This is a genomic window from Nitrospiraceae bacterium, assembly GCA_035623075.1.
Classification (GTDB): domain Bacteria; phylum Nitrospirota; class Nitrospiria; order Nitrospirales; family Nitrospiraceae; genus DASPUC01.
In genome coordinates, this window is the sequence record DASPUC010000003.1 from 88,285 (window position 1) to 111,903 (window position 23,619).

General features: G+C 55.4%; 18 protein-coding genes. 12 read left to right on the top strand and 6 right to left on the bottom strand.

The genetic code is table 11. From position 1 onward, the window contains the following. Positions 1 to 193: 193 nt before the first annotated feature. Positions 194 to 1,072, top strand: coding sequence for a hypothetical protein (locus VEI50_00575; GenBank protein HXX73606.1), 879 nt, complete (start codon positions 194 to 196; stop codon positions 1,070 to 1,072). Between the two features lie 193 nt (positions 1,073 to 1,265). Here VEI50_00575 and VEI50_00580 read toward each other — a convergent pair whose 3' ends face one another. Further along, complete coding sequence (locus VEI50_00580) at positions 1,266 to 2,468, bottom strand: hypothetical protein (GenBank protein HXX73607.1); 1,203 nt, start codon at positions 2,466 to 2,468, stop codon at positions 1,266 to 1,268. A 573-nt stretch (positions 2,469 to 3,041) separates the two neighbouring features. Between VEI50_00580 and VEI50_00585 the strand changes: the two genes are divergently transcribed. Then, a complete protein-coding gene (locus VEI50_00585) occupies positions 3,042 to 4,205 on the top strand; it encodes an acyltransferase (protein ID HXX73608.1) in 1,164 nt (387 codons plus the stop codon). A 299-nt stretch (positions 4,206 to 4,504) separates the two neighbouring features. Here the strand turns inward: VEI50_00585 and ahcY are convergent, their stop codons facing one another. Next, positions 4,505 to 5,764, bottom strand: coding sequence for an adenosylhomocysteinase (gene ahcY, locus VEI50_00590; protein ID HXX73609.1), 1,260 nt, complete (start codon positions 5,762 to 5,764; stop codon positions 4,505 to 4,507). 89 nt (positions 5,765 to 5,853) lie between these two features. Next, positions 5,854 to 7,002, bottom strand: coding sequence for a methionine adenosyltransferase (gene metK, locus VEI50_00595; GenBank protein HXX73610.1), 1,149 nt, complete (start codon positions 7,000 to 7,002; stop codon positions 5,854 to 5,856). 338 nt (positions 7,003 to 7,340) lie between these two features. On the opposite strand from metK, the gene VEI50_00600 reads away from it, so the two are divergent. From VEI50_00600 to VEI50_00620, 5 genes are all read left to right on the top strand, one after another. Beyond that, positions 7,341 to 8,774, top strand: coding sequence for a cytochrome c biogenesis protein ResB (locus VEI50_00600; GenBank protein HXX73611.1), 1,434 nt, complete (start codon positions 7,341 to 7,343; stop codon positions 8,772 to 8,774). A gap of 83 nt (positions 8,775 to 8,857) precedes the next feature. Further along, positions 8,858 to 9,772, top strand: a complete 915-nt coding sequence (gene ccsB, locus VEI50_00605) for a c-type cytochrome biogenesis protein CcsB (protein ID HXX73612.1) — start codon at positions 8,858 to 8,860, stop codon at positions 9,770 to 9,772. Between the two features lie 263 nt (positions 9,773 to 10,035). Next, the gene (locus VEI50_00610; GenBank protein HXX73613.1) at positions 10,036 to 10,578 is read left to right on the top strand and encodes a TlpA disulfide reductase family protein; all 543 of its coding nucleotides are present in this window, start codon (positions 10,036 to 10,038) and stop codon (positions 10,576 to 10,578) included. Positions 10,579 to 10,589: 11 nt separating this feature from the next. Further along, positions 10,590 to 11,141: a TlpA disulfide reductase family protein gene (locus VEI50_00615; GenBank protein ID HXX73614.1), complete on the top strand. Its 552-nt coding sequence runs from the start codon at positions 10,590 to 10,592 to the stop codon at positions 11,139 to 11,141. Positions 11,142 to 11,145: 4 nt separating this feature from the next. Beyond that, a complete protein-coding gene (locus tag VEI50_00620; GenBank protein ID HXX73615.1) occupies positions 11,146 to 11,892 on the top strand; it encodes a cytochrome c biogenesis protein CcdA in 747 nt (248 codons plus the stop codon). A 151-nt stretch (positions 11,893 to 12,043) separates the two neighbouring features. Here VEI50_00620 and bamD read toward each other — a convergent pair whose 3' ends face one another. Next, on the bottom strand, positions 12,044 to 12,979 hold the full coding sequence (bamD, locus tag VEI50_00625; protein ID HXX73616.1) for an outer membrane protein assembly factor BamD: 936 nt from the start codon (positions 12,977 to 12,979) through the stop codon (positions 12,044 to 12,046). 158 nt (positions 12,980 to 13,137) lie between these two features. Between bamD and VEI50_00630 the strand changes: the two genes are divergently transcribed. The 3 genes from VEI50_00630 (at position 13,138) to VEI50_00640 (ending at position 15,993) form a co-directional block, all read left to right on the top strand. Further along, positions 13,138 to 14,130 carry a beta-ketoacyl-ACP synthase III gene (locus VEI50_00630; GenBank protein HXX73617.1) on the top strand — a complete coding sequence of 331 codons (993 nt, stop codon included), beginning with the start codon at positions 13,138 to 13,140 and terminating at the stop codon, positions 14,128 to 14,130. Positions 14,131 to 14,217: 87 nt separating this feature from the next. Next, the gene (locus VEI50_00635; GenBank protein ID HXX73618.1) at positions 14,218 to 14,838 is read left to right on the top strand and encodes a DUF47 family protein; all 621 of its coding nucleotides are present in this window, start codon (positions 14,218 to 14,220) and stop codon (positions 14,836 to 14,838) included. A gap of 162 nt (positions 14,839 to 15,000) precedes the next feature. Continuing rightward, complete coding sequence (locus VEI50_00640) at positions 15,001 to 15,993, top strand: inorganic phosphate transporter (GenBank protein HXX73619.1); 993 nt, start codon at positions 15,001 to 15,003, stop codon at positions 15,991 to 15,993. Here VEI50_00640 and VEI50_00645 read toward each other — a convergent pair. Continuing rightward, positions 15,966 to 17,831 carry an ATP-binding protein gene (locus VEI50_00645; protein HXX73620.1) on the bottom strand — a complete coding sequence of 622 codons (1,866 nt, stop codon included), beginning with the start codon at positions 17,829 to 17,831 and terminating at the stop codon, positions 15,966 to 15,968. The genes VEI50_00640 and VEI50_00645 overlap by 28 nt on opposite strands. Then, positions 17,828 to 18,538: a response regulator transcription factor gene (locus VEI50_00650; protein HXX73621.1), complete on the bottom strand. Its 711-nt coding sequence runs from the start codon at positions 18,536 to 18,538 to the stop codon at positions 17,828 to 17,830. The genes VEI50_00645 and VEI50_00650 overlap by 4 nt, the downstream gene beginning before the upstream one ends. A gap of 144 nt (positions 18,539 to 18,682) precedes the next feature. On the opposite strand from VEI50_00650, the gene ispH reads away from it, so the two are divergent. Together ispH and smc are read left to right on the top strand one after the other, a co-directional pair. Further along, positions 18,683 to 19,678, top strand: a complete 996-nt coding sequence (gene ispH / locus VEI50_00655; protein ID HXX73622.1) for a 4-hydroxy-3-methylbut-2-enyl diphosphate reductase — start codon at positions 18,683 to 18,685, stop codon at positions 19,676 to 19,678. A 165-nt stretch (positions 19,679 to 19,843) separates the two neighbouring features. Further along, positions 19,844 to 23,509 (top strand): chromosome segregation protein SMC, encoded by a 3,666-nt coding sequence (gene smc, locus VEI50_00660; protein HXX73623.1) that lies wholly within the window; start codon positions 19,844 to 19,846, stop codon positions 23,507 to 23,509. Positions 23,510 to 23,619 lie beyond the last annotated feature (110 nt).

Here is a 23,619-nt window from a genome sequence, read left to right on the forward strand (position 1 = left end):
AGGAGAGATTGCAGAACCCGCGTTCTCCATTTCTTTGACCACCGTCCATCAGATCCGGCGGCTGATGCTGCACGGTCCTCCGTCCCTCCGTCTCCACCAACAACTTTCCGTCTATCGGATTTGAGGAGCCTCTCATTGAGTAGCTGAGTAGCACGGGTTCTCCCGTTCCTCTGCCTATTCTTCGAGAGGCCTTATGAGATTCTTTACGGTCTGTTTTCGGTCGGTGCCCTCCATATCCTACCTGGCTGGCATGGCTCTCACGGGTTGCGTCGCGTTCGAGCCAGCTCTTCAATCAGAGGTGGAAGATCTGAACGAACGCCCTCAGGTGGCAATTTTGCTCTTCGGTTTCGATCTCGAAATCACGCAATTATCCACCTTGAAAACAGTAGGAGAGCCCATGGCACCAGAGGACGAGGCGAAACAGGTGGCTGAAGCCTTGAAGGAGGTTCAACAGGAGGCCCGCTGGCTCCTCCTGAGCCGACTCGCCGCTGGGCAGGGATTTCGGTTTGTCTCGTTGGAGCAGACAGACGCACTGGCTGAGGAGTTGGAGCTGAAGCCAGGGACGCTGCCAAATGCCGAACAGCTTGGGGAATTTCGCCGTCGCCTGGGCGCCGATCTCGTCGTGGCCGGCAGCATCCTGGATTATGGAAAAATTCGCTGGCAGTGGTCAGCCGCAGGTATGTTTACAGACATGACAGCAGAGAGCATGGCACTCGGGCTCGCTACGGCATGGAATCCAATCGCGATCGGCGCGAACATCGGCTTCGAATTGCTGACCAGCACGCCTGTCTGGTTTGGAGGAGGCTATCTGTTGGGCATCGCCTTTCGTCCGGTGCGTGTAGAGGCGCGAGCGTTTGAAACCGTTCAGGGCTATCCGATCTGGCAGGAGATGGAGGAATCGATCTATTCCTGGGGTGCACTCAAGACGTTACCAGAATCGGTCCGGGATAAGAAGGAAGTTCAACTGAAACTGAATCTGGCCGAAATCATGGAGTCGTTAGGGGATAGTTTGATCAAGCAGGAGTTCATGGCTTCGCTATTGAGAAAGCAGCCGGAGTTCGCGCAGAAATAGATGGTCCTGACGATACTCAATGGGAACATTGTCTGACGGAGAGAGGGCGCCGCAACGACCATCGCTGTGACTGCGATCGAGTGATATGCTGCTTTTCCTGTTTGACTGGAAACCATTCGCACGAACTGCGGTTCAAAACATAAGAGCGGCTGGATACCCCATCCATTCTGCAGGATAGGCTGTTGAGCGAGGGCTATCCAGCGATGGCGTGCTTCGTTTCGTCCAGATGCTTTTGGAGATAGGTCATGAAGGGAGTTCCACCGGTGCCCACGGCGGTTGGATTGCTCGCGTGAGATTGGTGCTGGCGGTGAATGTAGGTGTCGGCGTATCCGATATGGATCTCGCGAAACTGAGCAAGAAGATCGATGCAAGTGCTATAGGCTTTCCACAGTTCTGGGTGACGAGCCTTCCGTTCTCGTACATACCCCGAGAGCACCGGTTGATCACGGTCGTCGACGGCTTGCTCGAGAGCCTGCAGGAACGAACGGTGCCGAGGAGGCATATAGTCCCGCATTTCCTGGAGGTAGACGGTTAATGGGTCCGGAGCATGAACGATACCAAGCCCTGCATCGAGGCAGGGCACAATACAGCTTTGCGCGCCGGTTTCGCCACGGAATTGCTGTGGCTGTCCAGCATAGGCTGCGACACCTTGATATACCAGGCCGTTCTGGAGCGACGGGCTGTTCTTCCAGCCATGGATGTAGGGCCGGACACGGGTGTAGTACACGTAAGGATCACAGCGCTCTTTCATGCGGAGCAGCGTGTCGCGCATCGCGGTTTGCGCCAGTGCCAAGGATTGCAGGCCGAGCAGTACTTCATTCTCGTTGTCATCGGCTACTCCGTTTATCGCGCATAGCAGCCCTGCCAGCCCTGGTCCCGCTTGCCGTTCGATCTGGATGTGGACCACGACGAACCACTCTTCATCTTGGCCGCCGAGAAAATTTTGCAGCAGCACGATATTGTCGAGCTGAACTGGTTTGGTCAAGTCGAGCCGTCGCCAGTTGTCGAGGGCGTAGGACGCATAGGAAAGAATCGGTGGCCGGCCAAGCCGCTGCGCTACCTCGTGCCACGGTTTCGCGAGCTGCAATGGTAACGTCGGAGCTGGTTGATCCGGCACATCCCACACGTAAGCATGACCGGCGAACGAAAGAATCCGCATCGCGGCTCGATAGTCCTGATCGCGCCATGTAGCGGGAATAGATGGGAGCAGTGTGCGTTGTGCCTCGATATACTTTCTGACGGTCCGAGCGCTCAGCAACTTGGGCAGCTCGTGCCCGAGATGATTCAGTGTTGGACAATCCGGTAGCTGTTGGATCGGATCTGGCGGAAGAAATCCCTGTTCAGGAGAAACTTCGAAGTCCGATAGTGAGAGCGGATGAAATGTTGTCGATCTCATAGGAACCTCGGATTTTCAAAACCTCAGCACCTATGATCACTCTACCACAGCTCATTGGAATCTCAATCCATTGTCCGATTCCTCCTCTATCACTCACTAAGTGATGGTGAGCTGATCCGTTCTCCTTAACGAGACGGTGTCTCCAAAAACTCTGGACCGAGGCATCTCAAAATCCTTACCTCGAGTGGCACCTAATGGGGAACGTCCTCGACCTGGCGATACAGTCACTGAATTAGCCGCGGACCGTAGGACGGTTTGAATCGTCTGATACAGCTCATTGAGGATCCCTTCTTGCTTCTTTCCCGTTCACCACCTGTTCCTTAGTCGCAGTCCCCGGGAAAACAGCTCCATTGCGGGCTTTAATCGAAAACTGCGGGATGAACTGCTGGATCGGGCACTGTTTGCTACACTTTGAGAGATGACAGTGCTGGTTGAACGCTGGTTCCACGCTTACCGCCGCATTCGCCTATACAGGGCGCCGGACTATGGTTCCCTACCATTTGAAGCCGCTGCGGCGCCACGCGCCTGACCCACATGCGGGCCGAGACAATCAGAGGGGGCAAGTCATCATAGATGAAGAATTATAAGAGCATCTCTTACATTGACGAGATAGATCAATTACGCGGAATCGCGATAATCCTCACGCTCTTAGCGCACGTTGCATTTATGCAAGGGACTCCTTCGAACGTCTATCTCTATGTCATCAATAACATCGCCCAGTTTTGGGGTGGGGTGCATCTGTTTTTCGTGGTGTCTGGATATGTGATCTCCCGAAGTTTCATGCAAGATTTTGAACAAGACCATGCTCCAACGCGTGCAGACTTTATTAAACAATGGATGCAGTTTTATATTCGTCGATTTTTCCGAATCGTTCCGACTGCGATAACTTGGATCGTTACGACTCTTCTCTTAGCACACCTTTTTAATCAAAACGGGAGTTTTGGAACGCTTCACTCTATACACATACAAGCACTTGCTGCGTCTCTGTTTGTCTACAATGCCTTTATACCTTGGATTGGTGGCGCGGCTTTCGGGGTTTTCTGGTCGCTTTCTTTCGAAGAGCAGTTCTACATTCTTTTCCCCCTGTTTAGTCGAAACTCCGAGAAGTTCAAACTTCTTGTGTTAGTTGCGGTGATTTTGGTCTTTACTCATGTTCATCGGCCAGCCAACCAACATTTAATCATGGTATCGTTCCCACTGGACGCAATCTGTTGGGGGGTGCTGATTGCAATGGCTCAACGAAACGGATGGCTAAATCGGTTGGAACCAATTTTTCTCGAAAAGCCGTGGACTCGCCTTGTCAACCTAATGTTTGCGGTCGCGGTCATGATTTTCTCGACGATCCTCTTGAGGGATTTCACATTCGGTACGAGCGTCCTTGAGCTTTCGGCAGCGTGGCTGGTGACCTGCGCGTCCTTTGACAAGGGATATATTCGCCCTGTTGGAGCCGCCGGAACTGTATTCAAATCATTCGGGAAAGTATCGTTTTCTCTTTACTGCGCACATATGCCCGCCTTCCTGTTGACGCGAGAAATCCTTATTCCTATCGGCGGCATGTATCATCTGAGCTCTGAAGTTCTCAATTGGATCGCGCTTCCTATAGCGGCAATACTCTGCACGGTGTTTACCATCCTGTCCGTCAACCTCGTCGAACGCCCGACTCGTCGCTATGGACGTAGCCTGACCGCAGACGGCTTCAGGGGCCGAGTGCCTGCGTTCAACACCACAGGCAGCTAAGTTATATCCCAAGTCCAGAAATCTTTAGGCCATTCCGAAGCCATCGATTCGTGTGAAGCGCGTCATACGGACTGAACTCCTGACCTTGAAACACAGCGAATTGACACACGTAGCACCGGGAAAGGGTGGCAAGTGTGCAAGAAGCTATTGGGAAAAGTTCCGACGAAATTTTGTCATGAAAGCAAGCGGAAACTGACTGAGTCCCTGAAGGAGTTTCCGAGGGCTTCCGCCCGGGAAAAGTCGAGAGAGTCAATATGATTTGAAGGGTCTGGAAGCGGAAGGGGGATGCAGCTGTGCCTTCAGGTTCCCATTTCCCAAGAAGCCAGATATTTTTTCTGCTCGTGTGTCAATGTATCAATGACCACTCCCATGCCTGCCAGCTTGAGCCGCGCAATTTCCTTATCGATCGCCGGCGGTACCGGATATACCTTCTTTTCAAGGAGCTTGTAGTTCTTCACGATGTACTCTGCTCCCAACGCCTGATTTGCAAAGCTCATGTCCATGACACTGGAGGGATGGCCTTCCGCGGTCGCGAGATTGACCAAGCGCCCTTCGCCCAGCAGGCTCACGCGATGTCCCCCTTTTCGCAGCGTAAATTCTTCGACGCCGGTCCGGACGATGCGACGTTTTCTGGCCAGCTTTTCCAAGCCTGGAATATCGAGTTCCACATTGAAGTGGCCGCTGTTGCAGACGATGGCACCGTCTTTCATAACGGCGAAGTGTTCGCTGCGGATGACCTTGAGGTTACCGGTCACGGTCACGAAAAAGTCGCCGATCGGTGCCGCCTGTTCCATCGGCATGACGCGGAATCCGTCCATGACTGCCTCGAGCCCCTTCAATGGATCAATTTCCGTCACGATGACGTCTGCTCCCATGCCTTTGGCCCGCATGGCAATCCCGCGACCGCACCAGCCGTAGCCGACCACGACGACCACGGAGCCGCACACGAGCCGGTTGGTCGCGCGCACGATGCCGTCCATGGTGGATTGTCCGGTGCCGTAGCGGTTGTCGAACATGTGCTTGGTATCGGCATCGTTGACTGAAATGACCGGAAACTTGAGCACTTTCTTTTCAGCCATGCTGCGGAGACGAATGACGCCGGTGGTGGTTTCTTCGGTACCGCCGATGACGTTCTTCAGCAAATCTTTCCGCTTGGAGTGCAGGTGCGACACCACATCCGCCCCGTCATCCATCGTGACATGGGGACGATGGGCGATAGCCGATTCAATATGGCGATAGTAGGTTGTATTATCCTCACCCTTAATGGCAAAGGTCGGAATGCCCTCGTGTTGGACCAAGGCTGCTGCGACATCATCTTGCGTGCTGAGTGGATTGGAGGCACAGAGCCGGACATCCGCGCCGCCGGCCTTAAGCGTGATCGCGAGATTGGCGGTTTCGGTGGTCACATGCAAACAGGCCGTGACCCGCACGCCCTTCAGCGGTTGTTGCCGTTTGAACCGTTTGCGGATGAGGCGTAACACCGGCATGGTGGCTTCGGCCCACTCAATCTTGAGTTTGCCTTGGTCCGCCAGCTTGATATCTCTCACGTCGTAATCCACGAAACCCTCCTCCTTGATGTCTGATCAGTAAAAGGGGGGCGGATTCTGTAATCCGTCCCCCCTTGCGTGTGCCTGTGGGAGCGTCTGGCTTAGAGCCCTGCGTCCTTGCGCAGGATCTTGGCCTTGTCGATTTTTTCCCAGGTGAACTCCGGTTCGTTCCGGCCGAAGTGCCCGTAGGCGGCGGTCTTCTTGAAGATCGGCCGGCGGAGCTTAAGGTGATCGATGATTCCGCGAGGGGTCATCGGGAAATATTTTCGCACCAGCTTGTCGAGATTTTCGACGGAGACCTTCTCGGTGTTTTTCGTATCAACGAGTACGGAGACCGGATCAGCCACGCCGATCGCATAGGCCAGCTGCACTTCGCATTTGTCGGCGAGGCCGGCCGCCACAATGTTCTTTGCGATATAGCGGGCCATGTATGACGCCGAGCGGTCCACCTTTGTGGGGTCCTTACCGGAGAAGGCCCCGCCACCATGGCTGCCGTGACCGCCGTAGGTATCGACGATGATCTTACGGCCGGTCAGCCCTGTATCGCCCATTGGTCCACCCACCACGAAACGACCGGTGGGGTTGATATGGTGCTTGACACCGGTTGGGTCATAGAGACCCTTGGGCATGACTGGCTTGATGACCTTTTCCATGATTTCGCGTTCGATCTGCTTAGTGGTGACATCGGGACTGTGTTGAGTGGAGACGACGATGGTGTCGATGCGGAGTGGTTTGCCGTTCTTATACTCGACGGTGACCTGTGATTTTCCGTCCGGGCGGACCCAGTCGAGGATCTTCTTCTTCCGCACTTCGGCGAGACGCCGGGTCAACCGGTGTGCCAGAACGATCGGCATCGGCATCAACTCATCGGTTTCATTCGTCGCGTAACCGAACATGAGCCCTTGATCGCCGGCCCCGCCGGAATCCACTCCCATGGCGATGTCGCTTGATTGCTGATGGATGGCAGTAAGGACAGAGCAGGTGTGGTAATCAAACCCCCACGACGCGTCGGTGTAGCCGACGTCCTTGATCACATCCCGGATAATGTCGGGGATTTCCACATAGGCTTTCGTGGAGATTTCGCCGGCCACAAATGCGATGCCGGTTGTTAGGATGGTTTCGCAGGCTACGCGCGAGTACTTGTCTTGCGCGATGATCGCATCGAGAATCCCATCGGAGATCTGGTCCGCGATCTTATCGGGATGCCCTTCCGTCACAGATTCTGATGTAAACAGGTAGTTGTGTCTCATTACGCTCCTTCGAAGGTTCTGGTATACGAAAACGCGACTAATCTCCCGCGATACTAGTATGACTGCCCTCCATTTGTCTATTCTTACTTCCGAGGGGAATTGATCCGAGATGTCTCATCCAGTTTGCTTGACACCTCTTTCCCAGCGCTTGTAGAATTACTGGATTTCTGCGGACTTAACGAAGCCAGCCCGCACCGCGTCCGTGCTATTGAATGTGAACAGGGTCTCGCCTTCCGGGCAGGGACAATCCCTTAAGATCCGAAGCAAGGAATTCCTACGATACGAATGGAAAGCCAGGGCTTGTGTCAGGTGAGCAGGGGAGGGAGTGGTACGCAATCATGAACGGCCAGCCGGACGCGCTTCCTCAGAAGGATACCCCTCGGTCTTCCAGCCCCGGCTTGGGATGGGATGAGTTCTCGCGGGAACTGGTCGAGTTCTTCGCCTCGATCAAGCTGGCGATGTTTCTCTTCCTCTTTTTGGCGGCCACGGCGACGATTGGCACGGTTATCCAGCAGGGCGAACGACCGGAAACCTACATTCAGGAATATGGAGAGAACGCCTATCGCTGGTTTCTTCGATTGGGACTGATCGACGTCTATCACACCTGGTGGTTTACCAGCATCCTCGGGCTCCTCTGTGTTAATTCCTTGACCTGTTTCTATAAGCGCTTTCCCGCCGTCTGGCGATCCATGCGGCAGGACAAAGTCAGTGTCTCGCTCGCCTTCATTAAGGGGATGAAGCAACAGGCAGAGGTGTCAGTCGATGCGAGCAAAGAAACGGTGGCGGAGAAGCTCGTGCAGCATTTGATCGAGAAGGGCTATCGCGTGCTCGCGAAAAACGAACCAGGCGAGGTGACGGTCTATGCGACAAAGGGCGTCCTTGGTCGCGTGGGAGCCCACATGGCTCACCTAAGTGCGACGGTCATTGTGCTCGGCGGGTTGATCGGCAGCTATTACGGGTTTCAGGAGTTCGGCGTCTGCCTGGAAGGGCAGACCTATCACATCCCGCGCGGCAATTTTGATTTGAAGATCGATAAGTTTTGGATCGATTATCATGAGAACGGTTCGGTGAAATCGTATAACAGCACACTGACGGTTCTTGAGGGAGGGCAATCGGTCCTTACGAAGACAATTACCGTCAACGACCCCCTGGTTTATAAAAATATCTGGTTTTACCAGTCGAGCTATGGCGACGCATGGGACCAGATCGAAGTCGCGCGGATCAATATCAAGGACAAACAGACTGACAAGGTGATCAAAACGGTTGATTTGGAGTGGCAGAAGGAGCAGGCGCTCGCCGATCTCAAGTTGAAGCTGTCGATCACGGACTTCGTGGCGGACTTTGCCTTCAATTCAACGGAAAAGAAGGTCTTCTCAAAGACGGTGGAACATGCGAACCCCGCCATCAGACTCGCGGTCAACGAACGTGAGACTGTTCAGGCCACGCCGTGGATTTTTTATCAATTCCCTGATCTCTTTGAGGTCAAAGATTCAAAATATCAGTTCGAACTGGTGGGGTATAAGCCAAAGAAGTATACCGGCCTCCAGATCGCGAAGAATCCTGGGATCAATATTGTGTGGACCGGGTCGACCATGATCGTCGTCGGGATCACCCTGTCTTCCTTTATCTATCATCGGCGCCTTTGGGCAAAGATCGTACCGGATGGCAGGGGTGTCGCGGTCTATCTCGGTGGGACCTCTCATAAGAGCCAGATCGATTTTCAGAAAGAATTCCGGAAGTTGACCGACAGGATTCGGACGTTTTCGGCTTGAAGACATATGGTGGTCAAACTACCCCTTTCTTGGGTATGATTAAACACTAGCGTACTTGCCTGATTCCATCGACGGAGGACCTTATGATGCGGTCTCTCTTCTTATTCGACATGACCTTCTGGCTTTATCTCGCCGCTCTGACTCTCTATATCGCCTATCTCTTCGCGCGACGTCCCGCAATGACGTTTGCCCCGGCCGGTCATCCGACTGAGAATTTCGATGAGCGCGATGGGGCTTGGGCGACGCAACTGGGACAGGTCGCGACGCTGATTACGGTGTTTGGGTGGATCGTGAATACGGCGGCTTTGTTCACCCGCGCTTTTGAACGTCTCCAACACTCAGGGACCTTCGCGCCCTGGTCGAATCAATTCGAAGCCATGGCCTATGTCTCCTGGGCAATTATTCTCGGGTATGTGCTGCTTGAGTTGCGATACAAGATCAAGGCCATCGGAGCGTTCGTGGTGGGTATCGGGTTCATCGCGATGGGAGCCGCGTCTCTCCTCCCCTATCGGTACCAGACGGCCGAACCGCTTGTGCCGGCCCTGAACAGCTACTGGATTTATATTCACGTGTCCGTAACCCTGACCAGTTATGCGGCTTTTGCCATGGCCGGTGGTCTGGGCCTGATGTATCTGTTCAAAGAGCGGGCGGAACAGCGGGGGAGCCGGTCACGGTTCTTTGCTTCGTTCCCGGACCTCGAGACGATCGATGAATTGGGGTACAAAGCCATCATGATCGGCTTTCCGCTTCTCGCCTTCGGCATTATCCTCGGCGCGATGTGGGCGAACTATGCCTGGGGTGGCTATTGGAGTTGGGATCCGAAGGAGACCTGGTCGTTGATTGTGTGGTTGATTTACGGGGCCTACATCCATGCACGCATGACGCGTGGGTGGGAAGGCCGCCGAGCGGCGATCTACGCGGTCTTCGGGTTCTTGATGGTCATCTTCTGTTTCTGGGGTGTGAACTTTTTGTTGTCGGGCCTCCACGCCTACGCCTAGCCGTAGGATGCTGAAAATGGCTACCAACTTCGTTCTTGGTCGCTCGCTCCCCTCAACGTACTAACGACTGTACGCCTCGGGGCCCTCGCTTGCTGCGGCCTTGCACGGTGGACGGCGCGTCTCGGCGCGCCGGGGTGAGGGGGTGAGAAGGCGACATTCTGAACATCCTTATAAACGGTTGGAAAGGAACAATCTTGTCGGAAATTTCGATCCCTAGCTCATCTCATCCTGCATCTCGAACAGGCGGCTCACGCCTCCTCATCTTGTTGGCAGGGGTGCTCATTCTCAGCGCTGTGTTTGGCATTGTGTGGATGCAGAGTGCCAAGTACGAACCATTGGTCGTAGGCAAGCAGGCGCCGGACTTCGCCTTATCGGATCTCAATGACAAGCCCTACCGACTCTCTGACTTTCGTGGCAAGGTGGTATTCCTCAATTTCTGGGCCACTTGGTGTAAGCCCTGCCGCGAGGAAATGCCGTCAATGGAAGTGCTCTATAAGAACTTTGAGAAAGACGGATTGGTAGTCTTGGCGGTGAGTATTGACCGTGTCACGACGACGAAGGATATCCCGCCCTTCGTCAAAGGCATGAACCTGACGTTTCCGGTGTTGATCGATTCGTGGGGGCAAACTGATAAGCCCTATAAGCGGATGGGTGTGCCTGAGACATTCATCATCGACCAAGAGGGCGTCATCCGAGAGATTGTGATAGGACCACGGGATTGGACACGGTTGGATAGCCTCCCGGTGATTACGAAGTTGCTCAACGTGACACCCAAGACGGTCGATGCAGGCCGTCAAACGATGTAAGCGAGGAACGGATGACCCGACTGGGGTTGATCGGGGGTGCTCTGACCCTCGTGGCGATTCTGCCTGGAGAATATGGGACGTCGTTCTTCGTCGACAGGGGCGTGGCTTCTAAGGTTGCGTCTCGTGGCCTCGTCAAGCCAGGCGACACCGCGCCGAATTTTCAGTTGCGGGACCTCGATGGAAAAGCCGTCTCGTTGTCGGATTTTCTAGGGAAAGTCGTTCTCGTGAATTTTTGGGCGACATGGTGCGGACCCTGCCGTGTCGAAATGCCGGCCATGGAGCAGCTCTACCGCACTTTTCCCCGAAAGGACTTTGAAATTCTTGCCGTATCCACAGATCCGCAAGGAGCTGCCGTGACCCGTCCGTTTCAGCGGGAAATCGGTCTGACGTTTCCGATTCTGCATGATGCCGACTATCGGGTGGGGTTGACCTATGGTGCGCGCACCTTGCCGATGTCGTTCATGGTGGACCGCAACGGAGTTGTCCGACAACAGATTTTTGGAGCACGTGACTGGAGTGCCCCGGAAGCCCACCAGTTGATTCAAGTGCTGATGAAGTCGTAAGAGCATGACGCAGTCCCTTCCACAGATCTCCGTGATCGCTGCATTCTCCGCGGGCTTGCTTTCATTCATCTCGCCCTGCGTGCTGCCGCTGGTCCCCTCGTACATCTCATACATTACCGGCTTGTCCGTGGAACAACTGACGGATGCCACAGAGCGATCCAAATTCAAGAAAGCCATCATCGCCAACGCCCTCTTATTCATCGCCGGATTCTCCGCCGTCTTTATTATGTTCGGTGCCTCTGCGAGTTTCCTCGGGCAGCTGTTGATTACCTACCAAGACCACGTCAGACGGATCGGAGGGGTGTTGATCGTCGTCTTCGGTCTGTATCTATTGGGCATCCTGAATCTGAATTTTTTGAAAATGGAGCATCGGTATCAATTCAGAAATCGTCCGACCGGTTACCTTGGATCATTTCTCATCGGCGTTGCGTTTGCTGCGGGCTGGACGCCTTGCGTCGGTCCCGTCCTCGGAACCATTTTGCTCTATGCTAGCACGACCGATTCGCTGACGAGCGGCGTCACGCTGCTGACGGCGTACTCGGTCGGCTTGGGTTTACCACTCTTCGTGACGGCGTTAGGAGTGGATCGTTTCCTGGTCTATTTCAAACAAGCACGGGCCTACCTGTGGGGCGTCTCGACAGTGAGCGGGGTCTTGTTGGTTATCGTGGGCGTGATGATCTATGCCAACACGTTGACGATGATTACCGGTTTTCTAGAGCGGTATGGCATCGGTTGGTATCTCGGGCAGTAAACAGCGGTCAGTCATCAGCGATTAGCTTCCCGCTCTTGAATCTCGTCTTCGCGCCAGGTTCCGCAAACCTCCTCTTTCCACCTCAGTCCACAGTCCTCAGCCTTGGTGGAGAATCTCGTTGCTGATTGCTGACAGCGTCTTCGCTGTAAACCTAGCACCAGGCGCCGAGGCGGCACGTCACGAACGACGGTATAAGGACGTTGGCGGAAGGGATTCCTAGTGAACCGTGTGCGGTCGGAGGAGCGAAGCCGGACGGGGAGCTGATATGGGAATCTGGCTCGGTCGCGATAGAGGGAGGCCCAGATGGGCCGGAATCGGATTTCTTAGCGAGCAGCGTGGGAGAATTCACGTTTCCGATCTTGGCCAACAACCGTCGGGCTTCACCTTCATGCTTGTTGTTGGGATATTTTTCGGCCAACAGTATCAGGTTTTCGCTGGCCCAGTCCTCGGCTCCCAGATCGTGATAGCTCAAGGCTAGAAAATAGAGGGCCTCCGGCGCAACCGACTTATCCGGGTAGAGTTTTATAATTTGCTCAAATCGGTGAGCTGCAGCCAGGTATGAGGCACGTCGATAATAAAATTGCCCGACAACGAGATGGGTCTGTGCTAAAAGGTCGTGGCATTCCTGAATTTTCTCGACGGCTTGAGTTTCATAGCGGTTCCCCGGGTATTCCTTTCGCAGTCGCTCAAATGCCTCGATTGCCTTTTGAATCGGTTCGGGGTCTCGATGGATTCCCTTGGCTCGCTTCATCTGGCTTTCTCCGATTCGGAAAGCCGCATATGGGGCGAGCATATGGGTACGGTGGAGCTCCAGAAAATGGTTATACTCGACGATTGCTTCCCCATATTCTTCCTTATCGAAGAAGGCTTCGCCCCGTTTCATGATCACGTTGGGGTCGTAGTTCTTTTCAATCGTGTCTCCCACAAAGATCTGCTCATCGGTCCCAGTAAGGGCTTTCTTTGAAGAATCTTGGTTTTTGGGCGTAGTGGAACAGGCAGTCAGTAAGCAGCAGACCACCAGACAGCCGATCGCTCGGAGGTCAATTGCAGCTCGTTTTCGCGGTTTTAGCTGAAGTAAAACTGTCATGTCACTGTGTCAGCCTGTCACTGTGTCGGTTTGTATCAGGCTTGCGCGTAAAATGCAATGAAACTGGCACTTGGTTGACCCCTTTCTCACTGAGACCTATAATCCCGCCCGCACAGGGGGCCGGCTAGTCTCCTAAAGGAGGGGGCAACCCCAAGAAAATGGTACGAACCAGAATAATCGGGACTGGCTCATATATCCCTGAACGGGAGATATCCAATCGCGAGGTCGGTGAACCGCTAGGGGTTGATGCAGCTGCCGTGCAGCGGCTCACGGGGATCAAGGAGCGGCGCTGGGCATCTCCGGCGCAAGCCTCCTCAGATCTGGCTGCGGAGGCAGGTCGACAAGCCTTGGCGACCGCGGGTCTTGCCGCTGCTGATGTGGATGGAATAGTGGTTTCGACGACTTCGGCTGATACGGCATTCCCGTCAACGGCCTGCCTCGTTCAGCGGTTCCTGGCGTGTCGGAATGTGCCGGCCTTCGATATCTCTGCTTCCTGTTCGGGTTTTCTCTATGGACTCTCGATGGCGGACGCCATGATTCGAAGTGGACAGCTCAAAACATGTCTCGTGGTAGCAGCCGAGGTGAAATCTCGGACGTTGGATCGGACGGATGTCGACACGGCGCTCTTGTTTGGGGATGGGGCTGGAGCTGTCGTGGTCCGCGCAGAGCCGGGCAGCAGCCATCCGAGCAGAGGTCTCTTGGGCCTACGTCTCCATGCCGACGGATCAGGTCATGACTACATTCGTATTCCTGCTGGAGGGTCTCGAACCCCGACGACGCAAGAGACGGTGAACGCAATGGGTCACACATTGCGGATGAAAGGATCTCCGCTGTTTCGACAGGCAGTCCGGCGGCTGGAGGAAGCTGTGCGGGATGTGGTGAAGGAGTTCGGGATTGACCTTCAAGAGGTGACGCAGCTGATCCTTCATCAGGCTAATGCGCGTATCCTCGAGCAGGTTGCGAGACGCCTGAAGATTCCGGCAGGGCGAATCTGTTCTGTGATCGAGCACTACGGTAATACGTCTTCGGCATCTCTCCCCATTGCCCTTGATCATGCAGTCCGAGCCGGCTCGATCAGACCAAACGATCTTATCGTGCTGGGCACTTTTGGCGGGGGACTCACCTGGGCGACGGGAATCCTCCGGTGGTGAACAATTTACAGGCCGGTAGCCGTTTCGTAATCTCGACGTAACAGGACTCGTGGAATGTAACCAGCGCACGATAGGAGGGGCGACTCGATGATGTTTGGGCTGATTCCCAAGGAAGAAGCGTTCTTCGAGATGTTTAAGAAGGCCGCGCATAACATGATCGAGGGGAGTCGTCTCCTGAAAGAGATGATGGAACACTTCCAGGATCCGGTCCAACAAGCCAAGCGAATCAAGGACGTGGAACATGTGGGGGACGGCATCACCCACGACATCGCCCTACGGCTAAACCAGACCTTTATCACGCCGATCGATCGCGAGGATATCCATGACCTTGCCAGCGCATTGGACGATATTCTCGATGTGACCGAGGCGATCGCTGACCGCTTCGTGCTCTACAAGGTAGCAAAACCGACCGATATGGCGATCAAGCTGGCAAACATTTTGTATCAAGCCTCTGTCGCGGTCGGTCGGGGAGTGGATCGTTTGGGGATGGGCCATCCCCAAGTGAATGAATGTAGTGTTCAGGTGAATAGCTTGGAGAACGAAGCGGATCGTGTTTCTCGCGACGCAATCTCGGCGTTGTTCGAAAAGGAAAACGATCCGATGGCGGTGATCAAACTAAAAGAGATCTACGAGGGCTTTGAAGAAGGAACCGATCGGTGTGAGGACGTGGCCAATATTCTTGAGCGTATCGCCTTAAAACACCACTAAATGAACCCGGTAAGAGGCAAGGCGTGAGAGGCCAGTGGCTCATCACAAGGGATCAGACTGCGGTGCTCGACCGATCGGCGGCCTTGTTGGTTGTGTTTGTTCTCGCAGGGAATCCGCAGGGCTTGCCGCCTGCCCCCTCCCTTCGCCTCACCAGGGTGTCGCATGCCTGATTTGGGCGGGATGCTCCTCCTCGTCGTCCTGCTGGCGCTCATGTTCGATTTTTCGAACGGTTGGCATGACAGTGCGAACGCAATCGCGACCGTGGTCTCCACACGAGTGGTCAGCCCGTTTGTGGCCGTGATGGCAGCGGGGGCTCTCAACGTCGCTGGCGCATTCATGTCGACGGCGGTTGCGAAGATGCTCGGATCGGGAATCATTGATCCGACGTCCGTTACACAGCAGATGGTTGCAGCAGCGTTAGCGGGGGCGATTCTCTGGAATCTGCTCACGCTCATGCTTGGTCTTCCGACCAGCTCCTCCCACGCTTTGATCGGTGGGCTCGTCGGCGCGGCGGTGACTCACGGAGGATGGGAGACCGTGAAATTGTCCGGCCTCCGGTCCGTGTTGGAAGCAATGGTCTTGTCGCCGTTTTGCGGGTTTGCGATGGGACTTCTATTAATGGTGCTGATCAGCTGGACTTGTTTCCGGATCGCGCGGAGCGTGGCGACGCGGTTCTTCAAACGGCTACAACTCTTGTCGGCCTGCTTCATGGCATTCAGCCACGGGGCGAACGATGCTCAAAAGGCAATGGGTATCATTACACTGGCTCTCCTTTCGGCGGGCCAGATTCAAACGGCGGAGGTGCCGGGTTGGGTCATCGGAGCCTGTGCTATCGCGATGGGTCTGGGGACGGCGGTGGGAGGCTGGCAGATCGTTAGGACCTTGGGGATGCGCATCGTCAAGCTCGAACCGGTTCATGGGTTCGCCGCTGAAACCGGCGCTGCAGCAGTGCTGATGGTCACGGCGCACATCGGTTTGCCAGTCAGCACGACGCACACGATCACCTCTTCGGTCATGGGTGTTGGCGCGGTTAAGCGACTGTCTGCGGTGCGCTGGGGGGTGACGAAGCGGATTCTCTATGCCTGGTTGTTTACATTGCCCGGTGCGGCGCTGTTGTCGTGCGTGATTTATCTGCTCGGAACCAGATTGAGCTGAGAGTCCGGCGAAACGACGTGGTAGACGGATAATCGCACCACAAAACGACTCCCGGTCGGGATATTTGCCTCTACCCACACCTGTCCACCGTGTCCTTCGACGATATGTTTCACGATGGCCAGCCCGAGCCCTGTGCCTCCCAGCTCGCGCGAGCGCGCCTTATCAACGCGATAGAATCGCTCGAAGACTCGGGGACGATCCCGTTCGGGAATGCCCATACCGGTGTCGGTGACCGTCAAGTCGATCTGATCGCTGGCGGAGCTGGCGGAAGAGGGGCCAGATGTCGCGCGATGGGCCGCGATGGTGACGGTTCCATGTTCCGGCGTGTACTTGATCGCATTGTCGATCAGGTTCATGAGCACCTGCACGAGGCGCTCTTCATCGCCAGCAATCAGCGGGAGATCCGGAGCAATCCACGACGTCAAGCGATGCCCTTTTTTATCCGCAAGGGGTTTGAGCATGGCCAAGGTCCGCTCAATGACGGTGCTGAGGTGCAGCGGGTCTCGCTTGAACAGGACTTGACCGGATTCAATCTTCGAAAGCTGCAGCAGGTCGTCGAGAATCAAATTCAGTCGGTCGCTCTGCTTGAGGATGATATCGAGGAAGCGCGAGCTCGTGTCGGGGTCGTTTTTCCCTCCGTCGATGAGCGCCTCGACGTACCCTTTGATTGAGGTCAGCGGAGTCCGTAATTCATGGGAGACGTTCGCCACGAAATCTTTGCGGATGTTCTCAAGTCTCCGGAGTTCGGTGATGTCATGGAGCACCAGGACCGCACAGGCTTCATTGTCCTGTTCACCTCCTGCGATTGAGGCTTCGACATGGAGGCACCGCCCACTCGGTGAGAGGATAATCTCGGATTCTTGCCCATTGCGGGATGCCAGCACGTTCGAAACCAACTGATTCAAGTCTTGGTGCTGGAACACGTCGGCACAGCGGCGACCACGCGATTCCGATCGACTGATGTCAAACATGCGCTCAAGGGCCGGATTGACCTGAAGGACTCGACCGCGATAGTCGAGGACCATCACCCCCTCAACCATCGAAGTGAGCATCGCCAGCAACTGCGACCGATCTTCGGACAATTCCTCGATTTTCACTCGGAGCTCGGCGGTCATGTGATTGAGCGCATCGCCTAAAAGTCCGACTTCGTCCTGCGCCGATGTTTGGATACGAACGCCGTGGTCACCGGCGGCCAGCTGACTGGCTGCCTTGGCCATGTCCGACAACGGTTTTGTCAGCCCGCGTGCCAACCACACGCTTAGCGCGACGGCGATGAGAAACGCACTTCCGAACGCAAGAGCCAGATTGTGCTGTAACTTGCCCAACTCCTGTTCCAACATTGTCATCGGAAGCCCGAGCCTCAGAAAAATCGAATAGGTCGGGTCGCCATCCCGTTTCAACCCGACCGCTCGATACAACGTTCGCTGGCCGGTCGTGTGGCTCATGCGGAGATCGGTTCCGAATCCGGAGGCGATCGCGCTTTGAATTTCAGGCCTCGTTCGATGATTTTCGACAGCTGCCAGTTCTCGATCAGGGACGGCACTGTCGGCCAAAACCGATCCATCCGCCGCCACGAGCGTGATACGCACGAGGGCCAACGAACTCAAATCGCGGACGATCGCTTGGAGTTGTGTTGTGGGCGGCAGAGGGCTGGGACCCAGAAGAAGAGGTTGCAATTGATGAGCGACGAGCTGGGTCCGGACTTCCAGGGTTTGACTCGACTGAGCAATCTCCTGTTGCTTGATCGACTGAGCGGCGAGAAGACCGGCAGTGATGAGTCCGCAGGCGAGCACCACCAGCGTGGCGAGCGTCACCTTCCATCGGATGGGGAGAGTCATGCCGTCCGGTCCGCTTCTTTCAACTTATATCCTATCGATTTGACCGAGGTGATGGCTTCGTTCAGGAGCGGAATTTTTTGTTTCAGGCGGCGGATATGGACGTCGACGGTCCGAGTCGTACCGTAATAATCATACCCCCACACGGTGTTGAGAAGCACCTCGCGTGTGAGAACGCGGCCCGGGTTTCGCAACAGATGCTCAAGAAGTCCGAATTCTTTCGCCGTCAAGGGAATGTCTTTATTGTTCAGAGTAACCTCGTGACGGGCCAAGTCCATGACCAGGCGTCCATATTGGTATCGAGTCAGACGTTCGTCGGGTTTGCGATCAAGTCGACGAAAGAGCGCTTTGACACGTGCCATCAGCGCTTTTGGACTGAAAGGCTTGGTGACATAATCATCAGCGCCCAACTCAAGACCGATCACGGTATCCGACTCCTCGGCTTTGGCCGTCAACATGATGATGGGCAGCATCGCCGTTTCTGGAGCCGAACGAAGCCGTTTGCAGACCTCAAGTCCGTCGAGTTCGGGAAGCATTAAATCAAGGATGATCAGATCGGGCTTCTCCTGCTTAACCTGCTTCAAACCTTCTGAACCGGTCGCTGCCGTGACAGTTCGGAATCCCTCTTTCTCCAGATACAATTTGACCAATTGCAGGATGTCCTGTTCGTCCTCGACGATGAGAATCTTCTTTAACGGTGCGGGCGACATGGTGAATAGGTCCAGCCTACGGGGCCGTGAAAACCCTGTCAAGAGACGGAATCTGCCGGAGGACGGGCAAAACTGTTGACGGAACCTGCTGATCTGACGTAAGGTAAACGAGACGACCATGTTGGCTTGGCGTGAGGGCGACCAATGCTATCGGGCTATGAGGGAGAGCGGATCACGATGAAGATTTATCTTGCCAACCCGCGAGGATTCTGTGCCGGCGTCGATCGGGCGATCGATATTGTTGACCTGTCGCTGAAGAAATATGGTGCGCCGATTTATGTGCGACACGAAATCGTCCATAGCCGGCATGTCGTGAATTCGCTCCGTCAGAAGGGGGCTGTGTTCGTCGAAGAATTGAGCGAAGTTCCGGAAGGCTCGGTGGTGATTTTCAGCGCGCACGGTGTGGCGAAGTCGGTTTGGGAGGAAGCGCATCACCGACGATTGCACGTCATCGATGCGACGTGCCCTCTTGTGATCAAAGTTCACAATGAGGTGAACCGTGATTACACGCAAGGGTACGATCTCATTCTTATCGGCCACGCGGGCCATCCCGAGGTGATCGGAACACTCGGTCAGATCCCGGACAAGTTTCACCTCGTGTCCTCGGTCGAAGATGTACGAAATCTGCAGGTCGAGAACACCACGAACCTGTCGTATGTCACCCAGACGACACTCAGCGTGGACGAATGCCGAGATATCGTCGGTGCCCTCCACCAACGGTTTCCCCACATCAAGGGGCCCCACCAGGAAGACATCTGTTACGCCACACAGAACCGTCAAAACGCGGTCAAAGAACTGGCCAAGTTGGTCGATGTCATCCTGGTCATCGGCTCCCCGAATAGCTCTAATTCCAATCGCTTGCGGGAGTTGGGGGAACACTGCGGGATTGTTTCCTATTTGATTGACTCCGCATCCGATATCGACCCGGTCTGGCTCAAGAACGTGAAAGCGGTGGGAATTACCGCCGGGGCATCGGCCCCCGAAGTGTTGGTAGAGGAAGTTGTAGCCTACCTGAAGACCTATGGCACGGCTGAAGTTGAAGATCTCACTGTGATCGAGGAAGACGTCGAATTTCTTCTTCCGAAGGAACTCATCACAATCGAATCGTCGAAGAAACCAGTGGCGATCCAAGCAGGCTAGTCTTTTCCCTTCCCTTACACTCAACCGTCAAAATATTGTGGGCTTTTTAACAAAGCCCACTACAGGCAGTATTTTTCTTTGATTTTTCGTAAGGTCTTGTGTTACAAGACCCCCGTTTGTCTGGTTCATTCAGGCTGGCCATACCACCCCTGAAAAGGAGTCGCCATGTACCTGAAATCGCTCGAAATGCTGGGCTTTAAATCGTTCCACGAGGCCCGCATCGAATTTCCGGACGGCGTCACGGCCATCGTCGGACCCAACGGGAGCGGTAAGAGCAATGTCGTCGATGCCATCCTCTGGGTACTTGGGGAACAGAGTACAAAAACGCTCCGCAGCGAGAAGATGGAAGACGTCATCTTCAACGGGACCGAACTGCGGAAACCCCTTGGGATGGCGGAGGTGTCATTGGTGATCAGCGAATTGGATCGGATCAACGTCGATCCTTTGTCTGGGCTATCGAGTCAATTGGCCGAATTTCAGGAACTCATGATTACGCGCCGTCTCTACCGGAACGGCGACAGCGAATATCTAATCAACAAGACGCCCTGTCGCCTTAAAGACATCCGGAGCGCGTTGCTCGACACGCGCGCAGGCACCAAAGGGCACACGGTTATTGCCCAGGGACAAATTGATCAGATTCTCAACTCCTCTCCGCAAGACCGTCGCGAGTTGATCGAAGAAACGGCCGGCATCATCCGCTACAAGAAACAGAAGGCAGAAGCTTTGCGCAAACTCGACACCACACAGCAGAATCTCTTACGCGTGCGCGATATCATTGCCGAAGTCAAGAAGCAGCTGAATGCCTTGGAACGGCAGGCGCGGCAGGCGCGTTCGTATCAGACGCTCCAGCAGGAGGCGAAATCCCTTGAGATCCAATTGTTGACGCATGAATACCGAACGCTCCGAGCGACCATGAAAGGTGTAGAAGCTGAACTCCAGACATGCGCTCAACAGGAATCAGGAGAAGCGGCCGAGCAGGCGCGGCTTGTGGCTGCGCTCGAACAGGTACGACTTACGGTGTTCGAGGCGAATGACAGGATCGCCCGTGTGCACGAAGAGTTAACGACAGTCGAGCAGCAACAGGCGCAAGCGCTGACGGCGGCTGAAGTGGAGCGGAATCGAGGCGGTCTCTTTGAAGAGCAGTTGTTGCAAGGGAAACAGGAACTCGACCGACTCGCGGAAGAACGACGCCGTCTACGATCGGAGACGGAAGCCATAGAGGAAGCTCTCGTGACCTTGGAGCGCGAATCTTCGGAACGGGAACAGACCGTGACTGCGCTCGACCGTGAGATGAAAACATTACTCCATCAACGGTCCACAACAGTGGCGGAAGAAGAACGGGGCCGACTCGACGTCCTCAACCTGACCGTCCTAGTTGCACATGCAGAACAGGGCTTGGTTCAATTAGCAACGCGCAAGCAAGACATAGCCGGGCGCGACGAACGATTGACAAGAGAGCGAGGGGAAACCGAGGCCCAACAAGCTGCGGCACATGATCGACATCTGCAGCTTCAAGCCTCCTGCCGTGAAGCCGAGCAATTGGTAGAGACTCTCCGCCAGCAGCATCAGCAGGTCGTGCAGCAGAATGACCGCGCGGCAGAAGACTTGGTGGTGATCGACCAACAACTACTGCGTCAATCGGAAGAGTTGGCTGCGGTAGACTCTCACCTGCGGGCACTGCAGGGTGTGTTGCAGGAAGACATGGGGTATGGCCGTTGTGGACAGGAAGAAGCCACCGCCCTCAAAGCCTGCACCGGTGTGCACGACGCGGTGGCGGAATGGTTGATCATCCCGCCGGGCCTTGACCGCGCGGTGGACGCTATTCTCGGTGAACGGGTACGTGGATGGTTTGTCGATGGGCTTGCAGCGGCTACCCACGCCATCGGCTTTTTGAAAGGCAACGATCTTGGGCGAGGCACGTTCATCCCTCAACAGCCGCGCTGGACCGGCCGAACTTCTTCCTTGGAAACCTGGTGGCCGACAATCAAGGATCAACCCGGTGTCGTGGGGCGTGCGGTCGACCTAATCAAGGCGGAGCACCACCGCGAGGAAACGCGAAACTACCTCTTCGATCGTGTTGTCATTGTGGACTCGCTGGAAACGGCGACTCGGCTTTGGGAACAGCATTCGTGGTCGGCACCAGACGGCCCCGTGCTCGTGACTGGTGCGGGAGAAATTCTCGACCCTGCGGGAGTGATGACAGGCGGACAGGTGAGTACCACAGGAGGGTTACTCCAGCGACGTCGAGAGGTTCTCGATCTCGATGCCAAGCGAGAACGATTGGTTGCTGCTGTGGAAGAGGGCAGGCAACGCCGGGAGCAGCTCCTTGCTCACGCCGTGGGCTTCAAGGAAGAGTTACGGCGGCTGGCCGATGCACTCCGCGATGCCGAGATGCGAGCGTTGTCTCTCCAAAAAGATGCGGTCGGGATCGGGCACATACTGGGAGAGCTGGCGCAGCGGATCGACACACTGACGAGTGATGCAACCCAACATTCGCGCGAGGGCCGGCAACTGGATCAAGAAATACGTTCCGGCGAAGCCCAGTTTGCGCAGTGGAAAAGCGAAAAACTCGGTCAAGAAACCGGGCTTGGACAGGTGCGGGCACGACTCAGCCAGATCGACCACCGTGTACAAGTGCTGCGACAAGAGCTGACAGAGGCACAGTTGATTGCCCAAGGCCTCAGGACGACCTCTGAACATCGACAGGAGGATCTGTTGCGCCTTCGGCAGGCTCAAGTCGAGGCTGATACGCGTGTCGAAGCTCTCACCCGCCAGATCGAAAGTCTCGTCACTTCGATTGAACAATGTCGGGCGGATCGGCTCAGACAGGAGACCTTGCGCCAGGAGCTGGGGCAGACAGCGGTCCAGATCAAGGCTCGACTGGTTGAAGCACAGGAGCAGCAAGCGCAAGACATGGTAACTGCCCGACAGCTTGAGAGCGGACTCGATCAAGTACACCAACGGATCACCTCGATTCGCGAGGCTCGGATGCTGGTGGAAGTACGGCGAGCTGAGGTCAAAACTCAACTCGGTACAGTGGAGTCCACTCTCCTCGGGACGTATCAGGTTGACCTCCGTCTGCTGGCAGAAGGGATGCCCGCGACCTTAACAGTCGAGCCTGGTGGCGATGCCGAGCCAACGGCGAACGAGCCGGCGCTACGAGAACAGCTCCAGAAGGTCCGAGACCGACTCGATCGGATGGGGCCGATCAATCTTGCTGCGATCAGCGAGCATCAAGAGTTGGAGGAACGGTTTCGTTTCCTCTCCACTCAAGAGCAGGACCTGGCCGCGTCCATCAGCTCGCTCAAGGAAATTATTCAGCGCATCAACCGAACGACCAAGGAGATGTTCGTCAATACCTTTGCCGAGTTGCAGCAGAAATTCGGCGATGTCTTCGCCAAGTTTTTCCCCGGTGGTCGTGCAGAGCTCCAATTGGTGGAAAGTCCTCCGGATGAGACGGATGAAAACCGCGGCCCCCAGGAACCAGGGGTGGAAATCGTCGCCCAACCTCCAGGCAAACGCCTGAAGAGTATTGCGATGCTGTCCGGGGGGGAGAAAACCTTGACGGCCATGGCTCTGCTCTTCGCGAGCTTTCTGATCAGACCTACACCGTTCTGCATCCTCGACGAAATCGATGCACCGCTCGATGAGGAGAACATCGGACGCTTTACCGGCGTGTTGTGCGAGCTGGCCCAGGATGCGCAATTCATGGTCATTACCCACAATAAACGGACGATGGCCATCGCGGATTCCTTGTTCGGGGTGACGATGGAAGAGCCGGGAATCTCAAAACTTGTTTCCGTCCGGTTGACCGATTTACAGCCTGCCTAGGCGACGATCCAACAAAAATCCTCGTAGTTCAGAGGACTTCCACTTCTTCAATTCTTGACTTGAGGGAGGGCGTCTGTTATAAGCCCAGCGATAGGCAGCTCCCCGAGTGT

What these genes read in the sequence shown, in the direction of transcription:
- VEI50_00575 (HXX73606.1), top strand. Translation starts at nt 194, where the DNA reads ATGAGATTCTTTACGGTCTGTTTTCGGTCGGTGCCCTCCATATCCTAC.
- VEI50_00580 (HXX73607.1), bottom strand. Translation starts at nt 2,468, where the DNA reads ATGAGATCGACAACATTTCATCCGCTCTCACTATCGGACTTCGAAGTT.
- VEI50_00585 (HXX73608.1), top strand. Translation starts at nt 3,042, where the DNA reads ATGAAGAATTATAAGAGCATCTCTTACATTGACGAGATAGATCAATTA.
- metK (HXX73610.1), bottom strand. Translation starts at nt 7,002, where the DNA reads ATGAGACACAACTACCTGTTTACATCAGAATCTGTGACGGAAGGGCAT.
- VEI50_00600 (HXX73611.1), top strand. Translation starts at nt 7,341, where the DNA reads ATGAACGGCCAGCCGGACGCGCTTCCTCAGAAGGATACCCCTCGGTCT.
- ccsB (HXX73612.1), top strand. Translation starts at nt 8,858, where the DNA reads ATGATGCGGTCTCTCTTCTTATTCGACATGACCTTCTGGCTTTATCTC.
- VEI50_00615 (HXX73614.1), top strand. Translation starts at nt 10,590, where the DNA reads ATGACCCGACTGGGGTTGATCGGGGGTGCTCTGACCCTCGTGGCGATT.
- VEI50_00620 (HXX73615.1), top strand. Translation starts at nt 11,146, where the DNA reads ATGACGCAGTCCCTTCCACAGATCTCCGTGATCGCTGCATTCTCCGCG.
- bamD (HXX73616.1), bottom strand. Translation starts at nt 12,979, where the DNA reads ATGACAGTTTTACTTCAGCTAAAACCGCGAAAACGAGCTGCAATTGAC.
- VEI50_00630 (HXX73617.1), top strand. Translation starts at nt 13,138, where the DNA reads ATGGTACGAACCAGAATAATCGGGACTGGCTCATATATCCCTGAACGG.
- VEI50_00635 (HXX73618.1), top strand. Translation starts at nt 14,218, where the DNA reads ATGATGTTTGGGCTGATTCCCAAGGAAGAAGCGTTCTTCGAGATGTTT.
- VEI50_00640 (HXX73619.1), top strand. Translation starts at nt 15,001, where the DNA reads ATGCCTGATTTGGGCGGGATGCTCCTCCTCGTCGTCCTGCTGGCGCTC.
- VEI50_00645 (HXX73620.1), bottom strand. Translation starts at nt 17,831, where the DNA reads ATGACTCTCCCCATCCGATGGAAGGTGACGCTCGCCACGCTGGTGGTG.
- VEI50_00650 (HXX73621.1), bottom strand. Translation starts at nt 18,538, where the DNA reads ATGTCGCCCGCACCGTTAAAGAAGATTCTCATCGTCGAGGACGAACAG.
- ispH (HXX73622.1), top strand. Translation starts at nt 18,683, where the DNA reads ATGCTATCGGGCTATGAGGGAGAGCGGATCACGATGAAGATTTATCTT.
- smc (HXX73623.1), top strand. Translation starts at nt 19,844, where the DNA reads ATGTACCTGAAATCGCTCGAAATGCTGGGCTTTAAATCGTTCCACGAG.